This window comes from Exiguobacterium sp. B2(2022), from assembly GCF_028823655.1.
GTDB classification, from domain to species: domain Bacteria; phylum Bacillota; class Bacilli; order Exiguobacteriales; family Exiguobacteriaceae; genus Exiguobacterium; species Exiguobacterium aestuarii_A.
The window spans coordinates 1-16930 of record NZ_JAPEHX010000064.1 but is presented as its reverse complement, the minus strand read 5'-3'; the positions used below and the strand labels follow the sequence as shown (position 1 = coordinate 16930).

The following is a 16930-nucleotide window of genomic DNA, read 5'->3' as shown; positions in this document are numbered from 1 at the left end:
TTGGACCTCGGCGTGCACCTCGTCGATCTCGTTCAATACATCGTTGGCGACATCACTGAGGTGAAAGCACATACGCATACACATTTTAAAGAGCGAAGTGAGGTCGATGAGTATGCGCAGTGTCATGTCATCGCCAAGTCGATTCCCGGTGAAATTGAGGTATCACGAATTTCAGCCGAACAAGATTCACGCGACATATTCGAGGTGTTTGGAGAAAAGGGAAGTCTTCGTGTCAATTTGAAGAACGGTTATGAAGTAGATTGGTTTGATGCTGAGAGTGGCTCAACGAAATCATTGTTCCCTTCTAACGAATTACTAGAAAGTGTTCATTTCCCGCCACTACGAGCTAGTCTCGGCTTCTTCCAAAATGCTCACACAGCTTCTTTACTTGCATTTTCGAACGCGGTAATTACTAATACACCATCTCCAATTGCAGCCACGTTTGAAGATGCTTACAAAGCACAAATCGTTATTCATAATGCTTATTTAAGTGCACGACCACAAACGGTTTGAGATGGATTACCTCAAACCGTTTTTACTCTTCAGTCATTAGTCGGGCGATTCGCTCCGCCGACCGTAACGCCCCTTCGATATGTCCCCCGAACTGCGCATCCGTCTCCGAACCGATCAAATGGAGGCGGTCTCCGAGCTCGATTGGACCATAGGCCGGGAATGCCGTGAGCGGCATGAGGTCGTCAGATGTCGCCGTCTCAGATTCTGCCGACCAGTCCATGTAGTGAAATCGCAAGAAGTCATTCGCTTTCGGACCATATAACTTCTCTAGTTGTTCGATGACACGCGTCTTCACTTGTCCTTCTCCCAACACTTCTCGTTCTCCGGGTGACAGACGGAAGAATCCGAACAACGCACCTGGTCCGTCTATTGGCGAGGCGTCATGAATCTCTTGGAGCGGACCGACCCAACTCATCCCAAAGCCAGACAGACCCTCTTCTCGCCAGAACGGTGTCTCGTATATGATCAGCGCCTTCGCCTGAGATGCCATCCAAGTCGGAGTCGTTTTGAGTGCATTCCGTGTTGATGTTGATAATTCAGGGCTGATTGTTAGATTGGCGACAAGGCGTGGAGGAAGTGCGAGAATCACGTCATCCGTGTGATGCACCGACCCATTTTGGAACGTCAATTGAACTCGGTCTGACTGTCGGTCGATGGACGTGAGGCGATGCCCAATCCGAACGATGTCCTCGGGTAACTTTGCGTATAATGCTTTCACTAAACTCGTCATCCCGCTGACTAAACGTTTCGATCGGACGATGCTTTCCTCCGGCAACACATGTCGTTCCGGCGCAGTCGTCGTCTGGCGTTCGAGCACCATCTCCCCTGTCGTATGTTGAAGGAATGACTCGAGTCCCAGTGTATCCACGAGTTCCGAGATCGTCTTCTCCGTATCCGGCCAATACCATGTCGGTCCGAGGTCATAGCCTTCCTTCGTGAAGATGCGCCCGCCGATTCGGCCACGCGCTTCGAAGACCGTGACGTCATATCCTTTTTGATGAAGCTCACTTGCGGCATAAAGCCCGCTGACACCAGCTCCGATGATGGCGATTGATTTCATTGTAAATTCTCCTTTGTCGTCCGTCTATTCACAAGTCTATATATTTCAAAATAGTATTATGTATATCCAATTTCAACTTATTAACTATTTGACACCCTTTATTTGTATGTGTAAGGTGAAGTTGATAATTTTTAAAGGTGGTTATTACTATGGCAAAAGTATATCTAGATAGATTAGCGACTTCAGACAAAATGATGAAAGTCATCGAAAACCATCCATGTGAGATGGAAGTAAGATTGTATGAGGTTTTGAAGGAAAAAGGAATCACTCCAATGGAATTACATGAAATGACGGGTCTTCGACTCGCTACGATTAGTGAAATTGGAAAAGCGAAAAAGACATCTATGAATTTGTTTCACCTTGCTGTAATTATGGCAGCGCTTCGTATTACCGATGTAAACGAACTGATTCGTGTAAAGTTTGATGAAGAGGAAATTAATGAGTGGGAAGTTGAACGCGAACAGTTTCCAAACGGATTAACTCCTTCTCAACAGCAAGAGCGAAAAATGATGTTAATTGGTGAAGAGTAAGCCTAATGCCAGGGCTTATTCTTCTTTTTAGAATCAATATTCAACAGTTTCACATTTCTTTTCCAAAATGATATACATCGAAAAATCTCGTTACAAGTTTATATGATTCAAACAAAATTCAATAACATTTCATTCAAATAGTCTAGAAGCTGTTGATTTGTAATGTCATCTTGTTTCAACAGTGTCTTCCCTTCCTCTACTCGCGGATCTTCCGGGAAATAGAGTTTTAGAATCGCCAAGCACGCTTCTACAGTCGTCGCAAAACTCTCGTCCTTCACATTGATGGTCAAATACCAACCTCGGATGACGCGCTTCACAATGGAGCGCTTCTCCAGATGAGAGATCTGTCCATGAAGCAATTTCGACTTGGCTGCTTCAATCGAAGAAACCAAGTCCTGGTTCAACGCTTCACTCACACGAGCGTCCGGCTTCATGAGTGGGAATTGAGTCGAAACATCTTCCCCGTAAACACACGTACAAAGATGTCTTAGCCAAAAGCCCCATTCAAAACGATTCGCCGGATTTAATGCCACATCCAGGCGACCGATATCGTAGTCGATTTTGATGACTTCCGGATGTTCCGTTAGTAGTTGCTCCGTCTGTTCCACCAATTCCGTCGCATCGATATCCTCATGGACAAGCACCGTCAAATCGAGATCCGATTCACCAGCAACGGCCGTCCCGCGACCGATACTTCCGTATAGGTATATGCTATATAGCTGTTCATCGAATGCTTCTTTCACCAATTCAATTGATTTGAAGAGAATTGTTTCAAACTCAGGCTGAATATATTTGATGGACGTTTGGTTGATGACGTAACCTGCCTCGTCTGTTCCAAGTCTAGTCGGACACTTCAAAGAACGCTGTCGATTTGTTAAATTCATTCTGATCAAGACCTCTTTTCTATATGCTTAACCTACCGAATGTCTGATATAAAATGCTACTGTCGCCCCTGTCACGATGGATGTATTTGGAAGTATAATGGAGTGTACAGGTAAAGGAGGAAGTTCTCGTGAATATCATCATCAGTTCATTATTCGCAAGTCTTGCGTTTTTCTTACCCATCATCGCCATTGTCTTCGGAATTGTATGGCTTGTCAAAGTGGTCAATCGATTTGAAAAACGCGCAGCAGAAAAACTTGAATTGGAGCGTCAAAACACTGAACAGTTTCGAGTGTTAATTGAACGTCTCGATCGAATCGAACAACAATTGGACTCGAACACAAAACGCAGCTGACTCAGGTCAACTGCGTTTTGTCTTATATCGAGCCATATCTGAATAGGTCACATGTTCCGGGTCATGTTGCTTCATCCGCTGATCAACATGTCTGGATATCATCGACACAACGAACATCGATAAGAACGAAATAATCGTGAAGCTATATATTTCGGTAACGATGATTGCAATCGCAATCCCAATATTTAAAAGCACGACAATCAGCGCGCAAATCAACTCAAGCCACACGATATGACGATATGCAACGTCCTCATTGAAACGTAGCAACGTCTGTGTGCGTTTCCACATCGGAAGCATCAAAAGGAGTGGAGCGAGCAATACACTTCCAAACAATGTTTGAATAGCGGTGAGCCACCCTAACCACCAAACCAGCAATCCACTCATAATAAAAATCACGGAAAAAATGAAACTCAAATGAATGGCATGAATATGGCTTCGACTTAACTCATCTAGACGTTCCTCGTGTGACATCGTTATCTCCTTTTCACTCAATTGATTTTCTATGGCTACAATCGATTTAATTAAGCTTTATTCTGCTTCATCCGTCTCCAATGCACAAACGCATTCGCAAACCAAATAATTGTTAGTAGCGGAAACATGACGTTCATCCAGTTCGAACGTTCTATGTAGAACAAAGGAATCGCAAGAAAGAGAGTCAAACTCAATATGCCTGCTCCAAGATATATGACGAATAGCAATCGATGATTCGACTTCATCGTGAATCATTCCCAGTCAAAATCGGATACTTCACTGCGTTTTTTACGAGCTTGTCTTCAATCGCTTTTGTCACATCGATGTCAGCAGCATGCGCGAACGTCAGCGCATAGATCAACACATCGGCAAGTTCCTCTTCCATCTCCGTCTTTTTCGTCTCAAGCGCTTCTTCACTCGAGATCCACTGGAATACTTCAAGTAACTCACTCGCCTCGAGCGACAGGGAAAGTGCCAAGTCTTTCGGATTATGATGGAACGCCCAATCGCGCTCATCTCGGAATTTAATGACCTCGTCCATTAATCGTTGCACTTCGTTCATGTTCTCCACGTCCTCATTCACAATTTTGCTCTCATTAAACATAATTCCATATTACCAAAAGATGGCACTTTATTATGCTTTTATCTGTTCACATATGCCCCTAATAATTTTTGTGAATGACAAATAATACGGACTAAAAAAGAATCGCCTGAAAACGGGCGATTCTTTTCATATACACTCATTTATGTTCCGCCGGTGTCCAACGCTCCTGTTCACTCGACGCAGGGTAATCAATTCCATCCGGATAGGCAATCAGCTCGATGAGTGATCCCCATGGTGCCTTCCCGTATACACCTTGGTTATTCCCATTGTCTTCGACACCGGCTAACGGATGCGGTTTCGACAACAACTGTCCACCTGCACGTTCAAAGCGCTGAGCCGCCTCTTGCATATCATCCACATAAATCGCGAAATGATGTAAACCGTACGATGAGATTTCTGTCGGTTCAGTTTCATTTACTCGTGCGACTTGAAACAACTCGATAGACGGTCCTGATTTGATTTGAAGCAGCCGCATATGGATGATTTGTTGTCCGTCTGGTAAGTCCAGTTGCTGCTCCGCTTCTTTCCCTTCCATCGGCTCATCTTCTGGACGTTGCACGTCGTAGCAAATCTCAGCGTGGAACGCATCTTTCAAAAAAGTAGTTGCCTCCTCAATAGAAGGCACCGTCATTCCGATGTGATCAATTCCTCTGTTCATGATGAGTCCCCTTCCATTGTTGACGGATCCGATCCATCCACGTCATAACATCCCGTGAATAAAGTCGCGTCTCGTCAGATTCACCAGAAATGACACGGTGCATCGCGTCGATTTCATAGCGTAATGCCTGCTCCGTCTCCCCGAGCTGAACGGTCTCAACCGAGCCATCTTTCGTATACGTGATGGTCGCCTCCGTTGCACGAGGAAACGCATTGACGGTAATGTACCCGTCTTCTCCAGCGACTACTCCTTGTTTCGGTAACTTTGTGCGCATCGCAAGGGTAATGTTCACCATCTGATCAGAATCCGTACGAAGGATCATACTTGATTGTTCATCGACCCCGGTTTTGTATGGCTTCATCGTCGTCAACACTTCCACTACTTCTTCGTCCAAGAAATTTCTAGCGAACGATAAGGCATACGTCCCGATATCGAGCATCGCACCCCCAGCCAATTCCGGATTGAAGAATCGGTTAGACGGATCATCTTCTTTATAACTCCCGAACGTCACATGAATCATATTGACTCGTCCGATTTCACCTTCCTGAACACGCCGTCTCAACTCTTCAAAGAGCGGCATATGATAAATCGTCATCGCTTCGAGCACAATCACCCCTTGATCATCAGCCAGACGTTGAATGTTCTCCAGCTCTTCACTGTTTAGTGTGATGGCTTTTTCGCAAAGGACATGTTTTCCATGTGCGATGGCTTGTTCCATCATCGAATAATGGAGGTGATGAGGTGTCGCCACGTAGACGATGTCGATGTCAGGTGAAGACAACATCTCATCTAACGTTTGGTACACATATCTCACACCATATTCTTGCGCGAATTGTTCGGCTTTTTCTACATCTCGTCCCCATACCCCGTAGGCAATACCATCTGATTGTGCGAGTGCTTGTGCGAGTGCTTGAGCGAATTCTGTAGCAATCGCACCTGGTCCAATGATTCCCCATCGCTTCATTTCACTTCCCCCGTTTCCGTTGAATAGACGACTGTATCATGATGCGATGCGACGATGACGTGCGTGACGACATCTGTGAACAAGGACGTATCAACCACGCCACGTACTTGAGATAACTGGTGGTGCACCTCAATCGAATCTTCAGACGGGTGGACGACCACGTCGAGTAATCGGTTTCCGTTCACGGTCACCAAGGCCCCATCACTGTTCAAACTTTGACGAACGTGTAGAGATTCCACCCATGGGAGCTCTCGGACTTTCTCGCTCACATAGGTGAATGCTTGTGGAAGAACTTCCAAGACAACCGGATGATCAAACGTCAATCGTTCAACAAATTTAGAGTCATCCACTAGTAATACGTATCGCTTCGCCATGGTTGCAATGAGTTTTTCTTCCGTATGAATCACGCCTCCACTCTTCAAGGCGTGGTGTCGTGTATCGACTTGGTCACACCCGTCAAAGGCAAAGTCGATCAGCGAGACATCCCCCGTCTCAACAACCCGAAGCCCTTTTTCAAGACAGGCGCGTCGTGTCACAAACGAAGGCGTCACGATTGTCACGTCCAGTTCATTCGCATGAATCATATTGATGAGGTGTTGAATCGTACTGCCACCCCCAAGACCGATTGTCATCCCCGATTCAATCCAATGGAGCGCGGCTTCCGCACACTTTTCTTTCACATCCATCTGTTCATTCCCCCTGTAACAGTTGTTGGGCAGTGCGGTCAGTCGTCACGATGACATCAATTAGCTGATGCTCGGCTGCGACTCGTATCGCCTCTACTTTCTCACTTCCATAGGCAACCCCGATTTTAAGTGGCACCTTTGCGAGTTGTTGATGCTCAATATGGACTGTTCGATCCGATAACGAAGTGGTCACGGTCTCTCCATTTTGATTATAGAAATGCGAGCAAAGATCTCCGATGATTTGGAGTTCGTTCATTTCCTCGGTAAACGTTTGACCATAGAAGGCCAACCAGTTGGATTCCTGGTTCAATTGGGCCGAACCGATTCCAAAGAGGGCGATGTTCATCCGCCCCCACAGCTCCACCACTTCCTGAGCATGTGTTGACTGCGTCAATGCTTGTTTGATGGCAGCATTCGGTAAAATAGCAGGAACGTCGATAAGTTTAGATCGTCCACGCCATTTCCGTGAGGCGTCATACGCTAACGTGTTCGCATGAAAACGACTTTCGAGCTTTCCGTCCGGCCCACCAATGAGTGGCACACATTGGATAGTTGAATACGCTTCTTTCGGTGTGAATGCTTCCACAACGGCAGCGAGTGCTGTCCCCCAAGAAACGCCGACCACATCGTCATCGGTCACCATCGACTCGACGTATGTTGCGCACGCTTCCCCCATACGCTGTAACGTCTCTTCGCGTTGTCCTGACTTTTCAGGTACAAGGATGACATGTTTTAGACCAAACCGCTCTTTCAGTTGGGCTGCCACGTCAATCGATTGATAGCGATCATAATCGATTTGGAACTTCACAATCCCTAATTCCCGAATGCGTTTTAACATGCGACTAACCGTGGCCCGATTGACATCGAGTGTCTCTGCAATCTGGTGTTGTGTTTGATTCTGTTCGTAATACAAGTGCGCTACTTCGTAAAGCCTTTTCAGTTCTTCTGACATTCAGTCACACCCCTTTGCACAAATGTACACCTAAATGAACATATGTGCAAATCGAGATGTGATTGACTTGGTGAAACCGAAAAGAGCGACGAATTGAATCGTCGCTCCTGCTCTCGTTATATACTTCGTGTATTTATCAGACTTAAGACGCTCAGTCTTTTTTCGTCAGCAAATTAGTCAGTGTTTTTCTCACTTCTGGACTTTTTGCTAATGCTAATGCGGCACCACTGACTCCTGCTACAATCGATGCCCCCATCCATTTCTTGAACTCCGAATCTTTTTGAAATGACTTATCTACCATGCGTTCAATACGATCATTGAGTTTGTCTCTAGTTTCATCTGATAGGTTGTCTTCTTTAAGTTGCTCGGAAAAGACATCAATCGCTCTATCAATCGTATTGTATACTTTGTCTTGCGATTTTGAGCCAACTCCTCCCATGTTGCTAACGGCATTTATGACGTCTGGAGTATGCTTCAATATCATTTCGTATTGTTGAAAAAGGATGTCATTCATCTCATGTTCATCTCCCATAAGCTGTTTTGCAGATTGAACAATTTCTCCTTTTTCACTCATCACTCTACCTCCTAGTATGATCTCAATTCAAAGTTACGGTACGCATCGGTCCCAATATTCGACAAGCGGCGATACTGAAAAAACGGTATGACACCTTTCGATTTTACATGTTATACAAAGGGCAATGCCTCTTCATGTTCTGTATTCGCATTGAGCAAGCCACGGTTATGGAATGTCGAACTTAAATCTGCATAATGCGTCGTGATCGGCAGTCTTGTTTTCAATAGCGAGTGGACGTGCATGAACGACAATCGATAGACATCCGTCAAAATGGCTTCGAACGGCAAGGTCGTTGTTTGTTGTACGACTTTGAGTGGTTTTGCCATCCCGACACGAATATGAGGACTCGTCGTGAGGAGATAACCCATGCGCTCTTTTGTATAACTGAGTCCCTGTGAAGTTTTCCACCCATCTTCATGAATCGCTATCCGTCGATTGATATTCTTCAAAATTTCCACGTAGTCGAATTGAATTTCACGCGGAGATAGAATTGAATCAATAAGAGTCAAATCTTCACGACCAAATCCATCTCGATGGAACGTGATATGCTTCGGCGCATATCCGTACTGTTCTTCGAACGCGTGAAGTGTGTCATAGACAATTTCCCGCATCGTCTCAGAACTGATTTTCTCCCCTGCTTCACTTGTCGAGAGTGCTTTCTGCTTGATCATCGCCCCGTCTTTTCCAATGATTTGAATGATGCCTGCTGCATGTTTACCATTCTCATGGCTTACGTCTAACCCGACAAAACAATCCGAATGGAGCGGCTCACCAAGAATCCAAGGTTGTAGACCGGCCTTCACGTAAATACCGAGTAGAATGTTATATAGCGTGTCCTCAGAGTTCAATACACGGTCATGTAGCTCGACGCATTGCGTCACCACATCCTGTTTCCCACCAAACTGTCTTTTGATGGCTTGATATGAATGCTGGAGCGATTCTTCCTCGGCGATGACAACGACGACACCTTCAAAGTGTTGAGGGACACTCTTCAGTTGATATAGAACATCCTCTGCTTGCAATAAATCAGAAGGTAGTTTCTGGATCAATCCTTTTGGTTTATTCGAGACATTGAGGGTCACCCCAAAGCGCTCAGAGGTAGTTTTTAGTTTATTGATAAACTCTATGACTTGCCATTTTTGATGATCTCGTAATTTCGGGTCGACAAAGAAACTGACAGTCGCTTCTCCTGTTTCAAACACACCGCCTTGATTTAGACCAGTTTTTGCATAACTCGTAGTCTTCCCTTTACCAAATTGAAGACGTGGCGAAGGCAACGTTTGAATTGAGTAACCAAGACGAGCCGCCCGTACATCTTGTCGCTCAAACTGAAGCATTGGAAGACGACCAATCAACTTAAGCGCTTCCGGCATAAGTTTCGACATCCGCTCTTCAGGCGACAGTTTGATGATCCGATTGACTGCACCGAATTGATGAGTGGGGATCGTCTCAAATGAACAACTTTGTTTAAGCTGTTCAGGTAAGTATGGAAGAATGTGATTGTTTCGATCTTTAACATGAACGACGAGCGCATCTGGCGCAATTATACGCTTCGGGTCTTTCTTTGTGAAATAATCAATAATGGAACACTTCATAATCGGACTCACTTCGTTCGCTCGATATGGCGCGACCTCTACAAATTCGTACTCATACGACTTCGGATGAGTCGAATCCATGACACGCATCCCCGCAGATACGGATTTCGGATCACGCTTGATCTGCTGCAATAAGTTTTCACGGTATTCAAATTGATGAGTCAAATCGAATCCGAATACAATTTCAGCCGTTTCAGATACATTCACATTGAGATCTAATGCCGGATAAATGAGCAACCCACTTGTAGACTTTGGATGCGCCTGTTTCGAGCGGAACTTTCCTCGGTTCATCATGTAATCTGGATGAGCCAATCGCTCCAACTGTTTTTTCAACAGACGTTCAAGTAATGTTCGCTCGACATTCCGTGATGGACTGATCGGACGCGCCTCATATTGAAGAAACGTCTCGTCTCCCCATTGTTTGATTTCCTCAAATGAAGCAATGTACTGATCAAAAAACACCATCGGTTGAAAATTGTTTAATTTATTTAAGTGAAAAATTAACTTCCCACCCTGCGTATTTCGTGATGATGGATCTTTGAGCGGTACGGTATAGAGATGGAGTGTCACTTCCGTTGCTGTCGTTAACGCTCGCCATTCTGTTAAATAATATTGGTTCATCTTTCCCTCATCCTTCCCCGTTGTTCAATTCTTGCATCCACTATAACGAATTTCCTAATATTAGGTAGATAAAATAACGGATAGGGTTCAAATGAGAAGTTTACTTATGAGACAAAAAAACCACTAATATATATAAAAATGGTGTGTCTGCTTATTCGCGGACACACCATTCTGTATTTTATAAAATCATCACTTCAGCTCTTGTCCGAGCGGAATGACGACTTCATCTAATAACATTCGCCATTGTCGCTTCAGCCCAGGTCCATATTTCAATTTCATCGCACCTGGATTCGCTTCTTTATACTTTTCAAAATTGTTGCTGCTGATGATACGACCGATGTGTGGAATCGGGTCGGCACCAATCTGATACTGAACGGCTGAATCATGCAAGACATGTTCCTCCACAAACCAAGTCGCAGCAAAATCAGATATTGCTTGATTATGAGCCTTCTTAAAGAAAAGGCGTTTGACCGCAAAGATATTCTCTTCTTGAATTTCTCCATCATCGATCGCATTCAAAATCGAGCGGTACACATCTTTAACCACTTCTAGTTTGTTCATTTTTTGCAAGGCTTTCTCGATTTCAGAGCGGATATCTTGGTCGTTGGCAGTGTAATCTCCAAGCAATTTATCGATATATCGTGAATCGACATCATATAGAATTGCTGAATTCTCACCATAAAACTCAAGTTCGGAGTAATCAGGGACTTCCGTTTCGTACTCTGAAGGTTCTTCTGCGATTAATGAACCTTTAATCGTATTGTAGATAGCCGTATACTCTTCCAAAGTTTTGACCTTGTCAGGCAATGCGTTCGACTTTTCCATATCATCGTTATAGTCATCATATGTGACAAGTGCACCAAAGGCATTGTTTAACTCTTGATACGCTTTGACAAATTCAATTTTATCCTCGATTGGCGAATGCTCATCGATATCGTCCGGATTTGAGGAAATCGCACGCAGTGCTTTATGCGCTTTCTTGAATCGTTTTTTTGACTCCTCGTATGTCGGATAAACGAGGCTCGAATCATCGTTCTCGTTCGAATAGAGGCGGGTCGCATCCTGGACGTTCTTCTCCATGAGCGCCGGCTTCCGGAACGTGACAATCAATCCCTTTGTCTTGCCTGGGAAAGTGCGGTTCGTTCGGGAGAACGCCTGGATCAGATTGGCATAGCTCAGGTTCCGGTCGACGAAGAGCGTCTGGATGGTCGGCGCATCGAAGCCGGTGAGCAGTCGGTCGACGACGATGACCAGATCTATCTGGTTCCCGAACTCCTTGAACTCCGCCTTCTTGCGCGCGAGACGGTTGTTGATGTCCCCATTGTAGCGCTCGATGTCCTCGATCGACCATGCCGTTCCGTAGTATGCGTTATAGTCGCGGATGACCTGTCTCATCTCGTCCTCGACCTGCTTCGAGTTGTCCTCGTTTTCCTGCATCGAGTACGTGATGGCGATACGTGGGAAATCCGGGTCCTCGATGGTGCGTCCCTTCCGAATCGGGTGTCCCGCGAACTCGTTCGTCATCCAGTCCGGGTCCTGCTTCATCGCCTGGATGGCCTGATAATAGCGTTTCGCCATCGCGATCGAGCTCGTGGTCAGGATGGCCGACTTCTGTGGGCGACCGTTCTTAAAGTCGAACTTCGTATAGGCATTGTCCGGGCGGAACATCTTATGGATGACCTTCTGGATATGCTCTTCACGCTCGTACAGGTCATTCGGGATATGCTTCTCCTTCTCCATCGTCTCCATCTGATCGATAAGCTCGTTCAACTCGTTATCGGAAAGGTCGGCATACCTCTCGTCCTGGCGTAGAATGCTGAAGATGCGGTTGTTCAGCGAGGTCGGTTCAATCGTGTCCTCATGTTCGACCTGGAAGCCGAGCACGGCCCCGTCCGCGAGCGCGTTCTTGATCGTATACGAATGGAGCAGCTCCCCGTACTGGTCACGCGTCGTGCGGGCGAGCTGGCCTTGCGCCTGTTTCTTGTTCTCGTTAAAGATCGGTGTGCCGGTGAACCCGAACCAGGTCGAGTTCGGGAAGAAGCCTTTGATGGCCTCCATCCCCTCCGCACTAAGCGCCCGATGACATTCATCAACGACGAAGACGATATGTTGACCGATGAGTTTTCGGAAGCGGTGTGTGCCCTTCTCCTCTTCCTGCTTCTGTGCAATCCGGAGCGCCGCCTCGAGCTTCTGACGCGTCGTGATGATGACCGTGTTCGAGTTCGTATCGGACAGGAGCGTCTCGCTCAGCTTCTTCGAACTCGACGTCCCGACGATCAGACTATTCGCCGCAGCGTTCCCTGACGAGATGCCGGTGTTGAACTCCGAGGCGAACTTCGTGAACTCGCTCGTCGTCTGGCTGTCGAGGTCCTTTCGGTCGATCAACATGATGGTCCGGTCGACCCCGGGCTTCCGCGCGAGGAGTTTCGTCGACACGAAGCTCGTCAACGTCTTCCCAGACCCGGTCGCGTGCCAGACGAACCCCGACTCATGTCGCGCTGCCGACGCAAAAAGTGCCTCGATGGCATGGATCTGATACGGATGCAGGACCATGAGCGCCTTGTTGTCCTGGTCCTCGCTGACGATCGTGTAGTTCGCGATCAAGCGGTGCGCGTCCGGGATGTTCAACATCTGTTTCACGAACTCGTACAGGTTGTCGACTTTCCGGTTCTCGGTCGTGCGCCAGCTGAAGACGAACTTCCGATGCATGTCCTTCGGGAGCGCGTTCGCGAAGTAGCGCGTCGTCTGTTCGTTCGAGATGACGAAGAGCTGGAGCGTCGAGAAGATGTTGTTCCGGAACAATCCTTCTTCCGCATACTTCTTGATCTGGTTGTGCGCCTGATAGACCCCGTCCTTCGCCGTTACCTTCTTCAACTCGACCTGGACGATCGGGAGGCCGTTGATGAGAAGGGTCACATCGAAACGACGGTCACGCCCGTCCTCATCCACCTTCTGCTTGGCAATCTGGTGGACGACCTCATACGTCGAGATGCCGCCCCCGATATCCCGGTTCGAGTAGAGAATGAGCGACATCGAGCCGAGCGAGGTATCTTCCCTTTCAATAGTGATGCGGGCGATGCCGTTCTCCCCTTTCAGCCAACGTGCCGCGTCGAACGGCGTCTGCGTCTTCGAAAGGAGCTCCGTCTTGATGGTATCGAACTCCTTGTCCGTGATCGGATGCTCCCCGATCTCCGATAGATTGTTGCGCGTAATCTTATGGCGGAGGTTGTCCCACAGGTCCGCCTCTGATTTTAAGTCCGGTCGATAGTTCCATTGGTTGTGCCCTTCCCCGAGCACCTCGATTAGTCGATGTTCGACTGCGAGTTCATCACTATGTGTCGTCTTCACCACGATTCCCCTTTTCATCTCATTGATTATACGAACATCTTTTGAAGGAAGCCCTTCTTCGTTTCCTTAAGAGCCTCGAGCTCTTTTTCTTTCAAATCGATGACTTCGTCCAGTTCTCTGAAGAATTTACCGATTTTGAGTTGTTCCTCATATTCTGGAATGTACAAATTCATACGATTTAAATCAGGAAGGTTAACAGATTGAACAGTAGTACCAGTCTTTACAATATTCTTTAAAATGTATGATTCTTTAGATTTTATTTCTGCAACAAGAAACTCGGTGTCAAATCTTTCTCTGTCGAAGATGAGCGCTTTAATATCCTGATTTATAGCGACTTCATTTAAAGAAATACTAATCGGAAATCTTTTTGCTAATATACCACTTCGTGTGACAATGAGTGGAGTTCCCTCCGAAACAACTTTAGTCCGATTATCTTTTACAGCTTGTTCCGTAATTAAATAAGTTCCTTTTGATACATATTTGTTTTTTATTTCTTGAGAAGAGAGCCAAACGATATCTCCGTTCCAATATTCCTTATTTTCTTTTAAAGGTGTGGCTCCCCCAACAAGTTTAATTACTTTTTCAAATTCAATCTTTGTCCAAGGCTTAGTAAATTCATCAAAACGGAACTGAGGAATGTTCTCTCCATCTTTAGGAAACATTTTTTGCAAGAAACCTTGTTTCGTCTGTTTGAGGGCTTCAAGTTCTTGCTGATGAAGAGAAATCGTTTCGTCTAAATCTCTAAAAAAATTGCCGATTTTCATTTGCTCTTCAAAATCAACCGGAATACTTAACTCAGTCTCGAGAAAGTCCACGGCTGAAATATTTAATAATCCATGATTTCGTGCTCCCTCAGTAGCACGCATTGATACCTCCTTGTACCACCTGCTTGTTTCATAGTACGGCACCAAAAAATCTGAATGAACTCTCGTGGGCTTAAAAACTATATATAGTGAGGAGAGTACACCTTCTTCGTACTTGTCAAGCCTTTTTATCGCGCCCCAAGGATAGTCTTTTGAGTAACTTTTATTGTATGCAAAATCACCTTTTTGAAGTAAAAAATAGTTACTTAAATCAGTACTAGCAATTTGTTTATTAAAGTAGGTCACCTGGTCAACCAAACCGTATTGAGCAGAAATTGTTAAAGGTACTTTGGATTCGTTATTTTTATTTTTTCTGATGACACGCTCAACCACTTTATTCAATGATTGATGGACCCAATCTTTTTTAAATTCTGTGAATCTTATTTCAGGTTTATTTTTTAGCACGATTAAACACCTCTAACGCCCCTTGAATCCATTCGTCTTCTTTTTGGTCATATTGAAGAGATGAAATCATTTCAAAAAGACTCGCTTCCAGCTCTGCTTTCTTTTCACGAACTGCTTTTAACTCGCTCCCGATTGTTGCCAAATCGATTTGTTCTTCCTCTTCAAACGTATCGACATATCTCGGGATATTGAGGTTAAAGTCATTTGCTTTGATTTCGTCAAAACTTGCGACATAAGCATATTTTTCTACAGCCTCACGCTTTTTGTACGTTTCAACGATTCGGTTGATGTGCTCGGTTGAAAGTTTGTTCTGATTTTTCTCTTTGGTAAAGTCTTTGCTCGCATCGATGAAGAGTACATCACGTGTTTCACGGTTCTTTTTGAGGATAACGACTGTCGTCGGAATTGAAGTACCAAAGAACATGTTTCCTGGTAACCCGATGACCGCGTCGATACTTCCATCCTCCAACAGCTTCTTCCGAATGACGCCCTCTGCCGCTCCTCGGAAAAGAATTCCGTGAGGCAAGACAATCGCCATCGTCCCTGAATCCTTCAAGTGATAGAAACCATGCAGGAGGAACGCGAAGTCCGCTTTCGTCTTTGGCGCGAGTTTCCCGTAGCGGTTGAAACGAGAGTCATCGAGGAAAGTGTCATCCGCCGACCACTTTGCCGAATACGGTGGGTTCATGAGGACCGAGTCGAACGTATATGGCTCATCTGTCGGCCAGTCTTTGTTCAGTGTGTCCCCATTTCGTAGGCGCATGTCCTCACTGTCGACCCCATGAAGGATCAAGTTCATCTTCGCCAAGTTAAACGTCGTCGTGTTTAACTCTTGGCCGTGATACTTCACGCTGTCCGGGTAGTTCAGATAGTTCCGGACGTTCAACATGAGCGAGCCGGAACCCATCGTCGGGTCAAAGACGCTGAAGAGTTTCTTGTCTTCTTGACCGATGGTGACGATGCGTGCCATCATGTCTGAGACTTGATGTGGTGTATAGAATTCTCCCGCTTTTTTCCCGGCCTCTGAGGCGAATTGGCTGATTAGGAACTCGTATGCGTCTCCGATGACATCTCCACCATGACCGACGAGGTCGACATGCGCTAATTTCTTCAATACTTCCGTGATGGTGATGTTCCGCTGCTGATCATCCGAACCAAGCTTCTTCGACTTCAAATCGACGTCATCGAACAGGCCGTTGAACTGCACATATTTTGATGCCAAATCGACGAACGCCTTGTTGAGGTCGTTCAATTGGAAGATGTTTTGTTGTGCATGGTCGGCCAAGACGTTGAAAAGATAATCTGGTGCGATGTCGTAACCAAGCGTGTCGACCAACGTCTCGATCAAGTCATCCTTGATTTCATCATCTGACATGAGCTCTATGTAAAGTTCCGTTTGTTTCTTCTGCGTGTCATATTCCTCTAACGAGGCATCCGCGCTCACGACCACCTTTTCCAAGAGTTTGTCTGAGAGATACTTATAGAAAATGAGGCCTAACAGGTAGTTCTTATATTCCGAGGCGTCCATTTTGCTGCGAAGATTGTCCGCTGCGCTGAACAGTTTTTGGTTTAATGCTGACATGTCTTTTTCCCCTATCTGATATTCGAAGTTTAGCGATTAGAAATTATTCCACACTAGAATTATAGCGATTTTGATGAAATTTCGAAAGTGACACCCTGCCCATTTTTTTACAACCACCTTTCAATGTCATCATATATAATAGCTATCAATCATATACATTAGTTATGATTCGCACATCAATTCGAACAATATATAGAAACACAATCAATAAAAATCTATTTTTTTAATCCTTAACTAATCTTTTTAATAGGAGGCTCATGCGAGATG

At 45.6% G+C, this 16930-nt stretch carries 16 protein-coding genes; 3 read left to right on the top strand and 13 right to left on the bottom strand.

Annotation, left to right across the window (positions count from 1 at the left end):
• A partial coding sequence (locus ON063_RS12320) for a Gfo/Idh/MocA family protein (RefSeq protein ID WP_274665331.1) occupies nt 1–513 on the top strand: 513 nt, incomplete at its 5' end.
• A gap of 22 nt (nt 514–535) precedes the next feature.
• On the opposite strand, the gene ON063_RS12315 is transcribed toward ON063_RS12320, so the two are convergent.
• The gene (locus ON063_RS12315) at nt 536–1573 is read right to left on the bottom strand and encodes a flavin monoamine oxidase family protein (RefSeq protein WP_274665330.1); all 1038 of its coding nucleotides are present in this window, start codon (nt 1571–1573) and stop codon (nt 536–538) included.
• A gap of 149 nt (nt 1574–1722) precedes the next feature.
• Between ON063_RS12315 and ON063_RS12310 the strand changes: the two genes are divergently transcribed.
• A complete protein-coding gene (locus tag ON063_RS12310) occupies nt 1723–2103 on the top strand; it encodes a helix-turn-helix domain-containing protein (RefSeq protein WP_274665329.1) in 381 nt (126 codons plus the stop codon).
• 107 nt (nt 2104–2210) lie between these two features.
• Here ON063_RS12310 and ON063_RS12305 read toward each other — a convergent pair whose 3' ends face one another.
• Nucleotides 2211–2987, bottom strand: a complete 777-nt coding sequence (locus ON063_RS12305) for a nucleotidyltransferase domain-containing protein (RefSeq protein WP_274665328.1) — start codon at nt 2985–2987, stop codon at nt 2211–2213.
• Nucleotides 2988–3115: 128 nt separating this feature from the next.
• Between ON063_RS12305 and ON063_RS12300 the strand changes: the two genes are divergently transcribed.
• Complete coding sequence (locus ON063_RS12300) at nt 3116–3340, top strand: hypothetical protein (RefSeq protein ID WP_074032549.1); 225 nt, start codon at nt 3116–3118, stop codon at nt 3338–3340.
• Between the two features lie 6 nt (nt 3341–3346).
• Here the strand turns inward: ON063_RS12300 and ON063_RS12295 are convergent, their stop codons facing one another.
• The 11 genes from ON063_RS12295 to ON063_RS12245 form a co-directional block, all read right to left on the bottom strand.
• Complete coding sequence (locus ON063_RS12295) at nt 3347–3811, bottom strand: hypothetical protein (RefSeq protein WP_214748765.1); 465 nt, start codon at nt 3809–3811, stop codon at nt 3347–3349.
• Between the two features lie 241 nt (nt 3812–4052).
• Entirely contained in the window at nt 4053–4373 is a 321-nt protein-coding gene (locus ON063_RS12290) for a nucleotide pyrophosphohydrolase (protein ID WP_274665327.1), read from the bottom strand.
• Between the two features lie 178 nt (nt 4374–4551).
• Entirely contained in the window at nt 4552–5073 is a 522-nt protein-coding gene (locus ON063_RS12285) for a VOC family protein (protein ID WP_274665326.1), read from the bottom strand.
• On the bottom strand, nt 5057–6037 hold the full coding sequence (locus ON063_RS12280) for a Gfo/Idh/MocA family protein (RefSeq protein ID WP_274665325.1): 981 nt from the start codon (nt 6035–6037) through the stop codon (nt 5057–5059). Before ON063_RS12280 ends, ON063_RS12285 begins: the two co-directional genes overlap by 17 nt.
• The gene (rpiA, locus tag ON063_RS12275) at nt 6034–6723 is read right to left on the bottom strand and encodes a ribose 5-phosphate isomerase A (protein WP_274665324.1); all 690 of its coding nucleotides are present in this window, start codon (nt 6721–6723) and stop codon (nt 6034–6036) included. Before rpiA ends, ON063_RS12280 begins: the two co-directional genes overlap by 4 nt.
• A 4-nt stretch (nt 6724–6727) precedes the next feature.
• The gene (locus ON063_RS12270; protein ID WP_274665323.1) at nt 6728–7675 is read right to left on the bottom strand and encodes a sugar-binding transcriptional regulator; all 948 of its coding nucleotides are present in this window, start codon (nt 7673–7675) and stop codon (nt 6728–6730) included.
• A 151-nt stretch (nt 7676–7826) separates the two neighbouring features.
• Nucleotides 7827–8249: a hypothetical protein gene (locus ON063_RS12265; RefSeq protein WP_274665322.1), complete on the bottom strand. Its 423-nt coding sequence runs from the start codon at nt 8247–8249 to the stop codon at nt 7827–7829.
• A gap of 110 nt (nt 8250–8359) precedes the next feature.
• Complete coding sequence (locus tag ON063_RS12260) at nt 8360–10465, bottom strand: Piwi domain-containing protein (protein ID WP_274665321.1); 2106 nt, start codon at nt 10463–10465, stop codon at nt 8360–8362.
• A 189-nt stretch (nt 10466–10654) separates the two neighbouring features.
• Nucleotides 10655–13813: a type I restriction endonuclease subunit R gene (locus tag ON063_RS12255; protein WP_446719138.1), complete on the bottom strand. Its 3159-nt coding sequence runs from the start codon at nt 13811–13813 to the stop codon at nt 10655–10657.
• A gap of 26 nt (nt 13814–13839) precedes the next feature.
• A complete protein-coding gene (locus ON063_RS12250; RefSeq protein ID WP_274665319.1) occupies nt 13840–15081 on the bottom strand; it encodes a restriction endonuclease subunit S in 1242 nt (413 codons plus the stop codon).
• The gene (locus tag ON063_RS12245) at nt 15068–16663 is read right to left on the bottom strand and encodes a type I restriction-modification system subunit M (protein WP_274665318.1); all 1596 of its coding nucleotides are present in this window, start codon (nt 16661–16663) and stop codon (nt 15068–15070) included. The genes ON063_RS12250 and ON063_RS12245 overlap by 14 nt, the downstream gene beginning before the upstream one ends.
• Nucleotides 16664–16930 lie beyond the last annotated feature (267 nt).